The following is a 6,607-nucleotide window of genomic DNA, read 5'->3' on the forward strand; positions in this document are numbered from 1 at the left end:
AAGTCGTTGGTAAATTACCAAACCCCCATCGGCGAAAACAAAATTCGGGAAGTGTGCATGGGCACTCGCAAGTTTCGCGGTTTCGGTCTGATTGCCATCGGTGCGGTGGCTGGCGTATTGCTTAGCGTGGGGGTAACAGCCGTTGCTCAGCGCGGCAGTCCTTTGCCTTTGGACGAGCTCAGGCAACTGAGCAACGTGTTCGCGGCCATCAAGAACAACTACGTCGAAGCGGTCGATGACAAGACCCTGATCGACAATGCCATCTCTGGCATGGTCTCCAACCTTGACCCCCACTCCGCCTATCTGGATGCCGACGCGTTCCGCGAAATGCAGACGGCCACGCAAGGCGAGTTCGGCGGCCTGGGTATCGAGGTCGGCGCGGAAGACGGCTTCGTCAAAGTGATTTCGCCGATCGAAGACACGCCCGCCGCGCGCGCTGGCGTGATGGCCGGTGACCTCATCATCAAAATCGACGACACGCCCACCAAGGGCATGACGCTGAACGACGCCGTGAAGCTCATGCGTGGCGCGCCCAAGTCGCCGATCACGCTGACCATCATGCGCGCCGACCGTCCCCAGCCCATCGTGCTGAAGATCGTTCGCGACGTCATCAAGGTTCGCAGCGTGCGCAGCAAGATGCTGGACAACGGCATTGGCTACGTCCGCGTTGCTCAGTTCCAGGAAAAGACCGGCGCTGATCTGGCCAAGCAACTGAAGGACCTGGGTGCGAAGGAAGCGCCCAAGGGTCTGGTGCTTGACCTGCGCAACGACCCGGGCGGCCTGTTGACCAGCGCCATCGGCGTGTCCGGCGCGTTCCTGCCGCCTGACGCCCTGGTGGTGTCCACCGACGGCCGTACGCCCGACGCCCGCCACAAGTATCTGGCCACGCCGTCGGAATACGCTCGCGGTGAAAGCAACTACCTGTCGGGCCTGCCCGCCTGGACCAAGACCGTGCCGATGGTGGTGCTGGTGAACGTGGGTTCGGCCTCGGCTTCCGAGATCGTGGCCGGCGCGCTGCAAGACCACAAGCGCGCCAAGGTGCTGGGCAACCGCACGTTCGGCAAGGGCTCGGTGCAAGTCATCCTGCCGCTGTCGGAATCGACCGCGGTCAAGCTGACCACCTCGCGCTACTTCACGCCCAGCGGCCGTTCCATTCAGGCCACCGGTATCGAACCCGACTTTGTCGTGGCCGATACGGCAGATGGCGACTTGTTCCGCCTGCCGCGCGAAGCCGACCTGCAACGCCACCTTTCCAACCCCGAGACCGCCAACGAGGTGAAGTCCAACTCGGCGCAAGACAATGTGGACTTGCCGACCAAGGTGTTCGAATTCGGCGGCAAGGACGACTTCCAGCTGCAACAAGCGCTGAACGTGCTGGCCGGCAAGCCGGTGCAGAAGGGTTCGGCGCGCGCTCAGGCCAAGGCTGACGCCAAGCCGGGCGGCGGCACGGCAACGCGCATGAAGATCACGCCGACCGGAGTCGAGCCCAGCAAGGACAAATGAACGACGAGCAACTGCTGCGCTACGCCCGCCACATCCTGCTGGACGAGCTAGGAATCGAAGGGCAGGAAAAACTGCTGGCGGCGCGTGTGCTCATCGTGGGGGCGGGTGGACTCGGTTCACCCGCTGCGCTCTACCTGGCCACGGCCGGCGTGGGCGACATCACGCTCGCTGACGACGACATCGTCGAACTCAGCAACCTGCAACGCCAGATTCTCCACACCACGGCCAGCGTCGGCCGGCCCAAGGCCGAGTCCGGGCGCGACATGCTGGCGGCGTTCAACCCGCAAGCGCAGGTCCACGCCCGTGTCGAGCGCCTGAAAGACCAAGCGCTTTCCGACGCCGTCGCCGCAGCGGACCTGGTGCTGGACTGCACCGACAACTTCACCACCCGCCACGCCATCAACCGCGCCTGCGTGCAACACCGCAAGCCGCTGGTCTCCGGCGCGGCCATCCGCTTTGACGGGCAGGTCAGCGTGTACGACCTGCGCGATGACAACGCGCCTTGTTACCACTGCCTGTTCCCGGAAGCCGACGATGTCGAAGAAGCCAATTGCGCCACGATGGGCGTGTTTGCGCCGGTGGTCGGCATCATCGGCAGCATGCAGGCCGCCGAGGCGCTGAAATTGCTGTCTGGCATTGGGGAAAGCCTGTCGGGCCGCTTGTTGTGGCTGGACGTGCGCACCATGCAATGGCGCAGCGTCAATGTCCAGCGCGACCCGGAATGCGAGGTCTGCGGCCACCGCGGGCAATAGGCAGGCGCGACCCGCCTCGTTTGTTGTTTCCCCTCATCTTGTGGCCGAATTGCCCTGCCGGACAATGTTAAAGCCTTGAAATACCTGCTATAACGCCCTCCAGCCTACAGAATTCGGGTGATGGCTTTGGACGTGACGGTGTGGATACAGGACTGAAATTCAGTTTGCCTAAGTGGCGCCTGACGCGCTGGCTGACGCATGCTGGTCAGGACACGCCTGCTGATATCCGCGCGGCGCTGATCGCCAGCCTGTTCGGCACGCTGCCCATTTTTGCGGGCGGCGTGATCAACACCTTGATGATTTCCGGCGTGGTCGCCTGGCGCCGGCCCGAGCCCCTCTATATTTCGTGGCTGGTGCTGGAAGTGGTGCTGGCCATCATCCGCGTCACCATCCTGCGGTCCGCGTTACGCGCCGCGCCCAAGGGCGGCAACACCCACACCGACATCTACATTCTGCTGGCCCTGCTGTGGGCGTTCAGCGTGGGCTACGGCGTTTTCATCACGTTCATCAACGGCGACTGGCTGGCGGCGACCTTGGCAGGCGTGTCGTGCGGGGCGATGGCCGGCGGTATCTGCTTTCGCAATTACGGTGCGCCACGGCTGGTCGGCGCAATGATCTTCCTGAGCCTGGGGCCGATGTGCCTGGGCGCCTTGTTCACCGGCGAATACGTCACTGCCATCGTCTTCGTGCAGATCCCGTTCTACCTGGTCAGCATGAGCATCGCCTCGCATCGGCTGAACCGCATCCTGGTGTCGACCATGCTGGCCGAGCGCGCCAGCGAACGCCGCGCCAGCGAAGATGCGCTGACGGGCCTGGCCAACCGCACCGGCTTGCAGGCGGCGCTGGAACGGGTCTGCGCCAGCGAGCGCGGGCACGACAGCGACGCCGCGCTGCTGTACGTGGACATGGACGACTTCAAGCGCATCAACGATACCTACGGCCATGCCGCGGGCGATCAGGTGCTGACGACCACCGCCCAGCGTATGCGCGCCATGCTGCGCGTGGACGACGTGGCGGCCCGAATCGGCGGCGACGAATTCATCGTGCTGGTGACGGGTATCGACGCCACGGCCGCGTTGCGGCTCGGCGAACACTTGCTGCGCGATGCCTCGCAGCCGATCGCATTGGCGGATGGCACGCGCGTCTGCGTGGGGTTGTCGATCGGCATCTCGATCATTTCGGGCGCCCATCGCAGCCCGCAAGCAGCGTTGGACCTGGCCGACGCGGCGCTGTATCGCGCCAAGGCGCGCGGCGGCCGCTGCTGCGAAATCGTGGGGGACAGCGAAGCCGAAGACGCGGCGATGGCCCGCGGCAACGGCGAACCCGCGACCGCCTGACGCGATCAAGCAACGTTATTGAATCCGGATTTTCATCAAAAGTTATCAGATAACCTGAAAAGTAGGCCTATAATCCGCCCATGTTGACCAAGAGCCTCACCCTGACCGAACAGGTCGCCCGCCAGATCGCCACGGATATCGCCGATGGCTTGCACGCCGTGGGCGTCAAACTTCCCCCTGGCCGCGTCCTGGCCGAGCAGTACGGCGTCAGCGCCGCCGTGATCCGCGAAGTGACCGAACGCTTGCGCGCCCAAGGGCTGATCCAAAGCCGCCAAGGCTCGGGCAGCACCGTGATATCCCGCACGGGCGCTCAAGGGTTTCAGGTGTCCAGCGGCCTCGCCGTTGACCGCGACAAGCTGGCCGACGTCTACGAATTGCGGATGGAACTTGAAGGCGGCGCGGCGGCGCTCGCCGCCGTGCGGCGCAATGCCGCCGACCTGAGCGCCATGGCGCAGGCGCTGGCAGACCTGGAGGCCCATCTTGAGCACCCCGAGCAGGGCGTGGAACACGACATCGCGTTCCACGTCGCCATTGCCACCGCCACGCACAACCGCACCTATCAAGACCTGTTGCAGTACCTGAACCTGCAGCTGAGGCTGGCCGTCAGCACCGCCCGGTCGAATAGCCGCCTGCAAGACGGCCTGACCGCGGCCGTGCATCAGGAGCACGTCGCAGTCTTTGAAGCGATTCGCGCACGCAATCCCGAACGGGCCCGCCAGGCGGCGGTGCGCCATTTGCAGCAGGCGGCCAGCCGCCTGCAACTTGATTCCCTCTTTCCCGCAGCCACGCAGACATCATGAGCGCATCCGATTTCACGCAACGCCTCACCCAAGCCCTGGGCCCCGACACCGTCTACACCGCCGAGGCGGACATCACGCCGTGGCTGTCCGACTGGCGCGGCCTGTACAACGGCCACGCGCAAGCCGTGGTGCGCCCGCGCAATACCGCAGAAGTCGCCGCTTGCCTGGCCTTGTGCCAGCAAGAGGGCGTGCCGGTGGTGCCGCGCGGTGGCAACACGGGCCTGTGCGGCGGCGCGACACCAGACAGCGGAACGAAGAACGTCGTGCTGAGCCTGGACCGCATGAACGCCGTGCGATCCATCGACACGGTCGCCAACACGATGGTTGCCGAAGCCGGCGCCATCCTTGGCAACCTGCGCCGCGCGGCGCAGGACGCCGGGCGCTTGTTGCCCTTGAGCCTGGCGGCGGAAGACTCCAGCCAGATCGGCGGCAACGTCGCCACGAACGCCGGCGGCGTGAACGTGGTGCGCTACGGCATGGCGCGTGAATTGGTGCTGGGTCTGGAAGCCGTGCTGCCCACGGGCGAAATCTTCAACGGCCTGCGCACGCTGCGCAAGGACAACACGGGCTACGACCTGAAGCAGTTGCTGATCGGCTCCGAAGGCACGCTGGGCGTGATCACCGCCGTGGCGCTGCGCTTGTTCCCGCGCACCGATGTTCGCTCCGTGGTGCTGACTGCCGTCGAGTCACCGGCGCAGGCGTTGCAGCTGTTCGAGATTCTGTTCGAACAATGCGGCGCGCGTCTGCAAGCGTTCGAGTACTTCTCGGGCGATTGCCTGGACCTGGTGCTGACGCATGCCGAGGGCGTGCAGGAACCCTTTGATCAACGCTATCCCGCGTATGTGTTGGTAGAGCTGGCGGATACGGCGGATGAAGCGGGTCTGACGACGTTGCTGGAGAACGTGATTGGCACGGCGCTGGAACGCGGCCTGTGCCTGGACGCGGCAGTGTCTGCGTCGTTGTCGCAGTTGCAGACGTTGTGGAAGTTGCGCGAAGAAATTTCGGAAGCCCAGCGCGCCGACGGCCCGCACCTGAAGCACGATGTGTCGCTGCCGATTGAACGCATTCCGGATTTCATGGTGTCGGCGGAAGCACGCGTGCGCGCGCTGTACCCAGATATCCGCCCCTTCATCTTCGGCCACTTCGGCGACGGCAACCTGCACTACAACCTGTCCCGCCCGGCAGGCGCGGCACGCGACTGGGTAGCGGTGAACGGCGCGGCGATTACGGATGCGGTGTTGGACGAAGTGAATCGCTATGGCGGGAGTATTTCAGCGGAACACGGGATTGGGCAGCTGAAGCGCGAGCATTTCTTGCATAGCAAGGATGCCGTGGAATTGAGGTTGATGCGGGAGATCAAGAAGGTGATGGACCCGGCGGGGATTATGAATCCTGGGAAGTTGTTGTAGGCGGGATTTTGTTGAGTGATCGAGGGGCTTCGTTAGCTTGGTTTCTTGGGGCGGTCGGTTGATCTTCGTAGGTCGCCCATCGTCGCGGTGGCCCTGACTGCGCGCGCCCACGATTGCGGTCCGGAGCCTTCGCTCCGGACGTCCCTAGGCGGCCCCCCCCTTCGTCATCTTCGTCACCCGCCTTCGGCGGGTTCCTTCAGATTCCCTCGGGCGCATCGAGGTTGCGCGCAGTCAGGGCCACCGCGCCGACGGGCTGCCGCTGTCTTGGCATGTCGCGCTGCTAGGGTGTGCCTTAGCCACGAGTGCTGCGGGGCCCGCCGAGTGGCGGCCGCGCGGGCGGCCTTACTCGGCATACGCATTGGTGGGCGTTTGCGCGGTAGTCGCTTTCGCGAATGTGCAGAGCGGTTTTCTAATGCTCCCGCCGCAGGATTTTGGGGGGTAAAGGGTGGCGCGCGGCGCGAACTGTCTTGCGCATGCCGACCCATTGCGCGCCACGCACTGGGGTTTAAGTGGCGGTCACCGTTCGTAGGATGGATGAAGCGCATTAATGCAGTCAGACTGCACTTCTTCATTAATGCAGTCTGACTCTGAGGTTTCCCCACGAATTTATCGCCATCCTTCAATCAGTTCGGCGGTGCTCACTGGTGTTCGCAAGAGCCCAAGGACTGACGTTTCGGTCAAGGCCAGCGTCCGTTCGGCATAGATCATGGCCCCAAGCGTGAGCAGCGAGATGGTCGGCCGGTCTTTCCGGTTGTTGGATTCATAGGCCGGTCTCAGCTTTCGGCTCTCGGCCAATTTGCCGACTA

At 64.2% G+C, this 6,607-nt stretch carries 6 protein-coding genes; 5 read left to right on the forward strand and 1 reads right to left on the reverse strand.

The annotated features are described in order from the left end of the window. Nucleotides 1-57: 57 nt before the first annotated feature. The 5 genes from AC1DSJ_RS26795 to AC1DSJ_RS26815 all read left to right on the forward strand — a co-directional run bounded on the left by AC1DSJ_RS26795 (nt 58) and on the right by AC1DSJ_RS26815 (nt 5,801). The gene (locus tag AC1DSJ_RS26795; RefSeq protein ID WP_054420611.1) at nt 58-1,503 is read left to right on the forward strand and encodes a S41 family peptidase; all 1,446 of its coding nucleotides are present in this window, start codon (nt 58-60) and stop codon (nt 1,501-1,503) included. Next, nucleotides 1,500-2,255, forward strand: a complete 756-nt coding sequence (locus AC1DSJ_RS26800) for a HesA/MoeB/ThiF family protein (protein WP_054420610.1) — start codon at nt 1,500-1,502, stop codon at nt 2,253-2,255. Before AC1DSJ_RS26795 ends, AC1DSJ_RS26800 begins: the two co-directional genes overlap by 4 nt. Nucleotides 2,256-2,395: 140 nt before the next feature. Next, nucleotides 2,396-3,592 carry a GGDEF domain-containing protein gene (locus tag AC1DSJ_RS26805; RefSeq protein ID WP_441372503.1) on the forward strand — a complete coding sequence of 399 codons (1,197 nt, stop codon included), beginning with the start codon at nt 2,396-2,398 and terminating at the stop codon, nt 3,590-3,592. 80 nt (nt 3,593-3,672) lie between these two features. Beyond that, nucleotides 3,673-4,392, forward strand: coding sequence for a FadR/GntR family transcriptional regulator (locus AC1DSJ_RS26810; protein ID WP_441372502.1), 720 nt, complete (start codon nt 3,673-3,675; stop codon nt 4,390-4,392). Further along, nucleotides 4,389-5,801 carry an FAD-binding oxidoreductase gene (locus AC1DSJ_RS26815; protein WP_342068083.1) on the forward strand — a complete coding sequence of 471 codons (1,413 nt, stop codon included), beginning with the start codon at nt 4,389-4,391 and terminating at the stop codon, nt 5,799-5,801. Before AC1DSJ_RS26810 ends, AC1DSJ_RS26815 begins: the two co-directional genes overlap by 4 nt. Nucleotides 5,802-6,407: 606 nt before the next feature. On the opposite strand, the gene AC1DSJ_RS26820 is transcribed toward AC1DSJ_RS26815, so the two are convergent. Beyond that, a partial coding sequence (locus AC1DSJ_RS26820; RefSeq protein ID WP_476760417.1) for a hypothetical protein occupies nt 6,408-6,607 on the reverse strand: 200 nt, incomplete at its 5' end.

Source organism: Achromobacter sp. 01N37, from assembly GCF_056399725.1.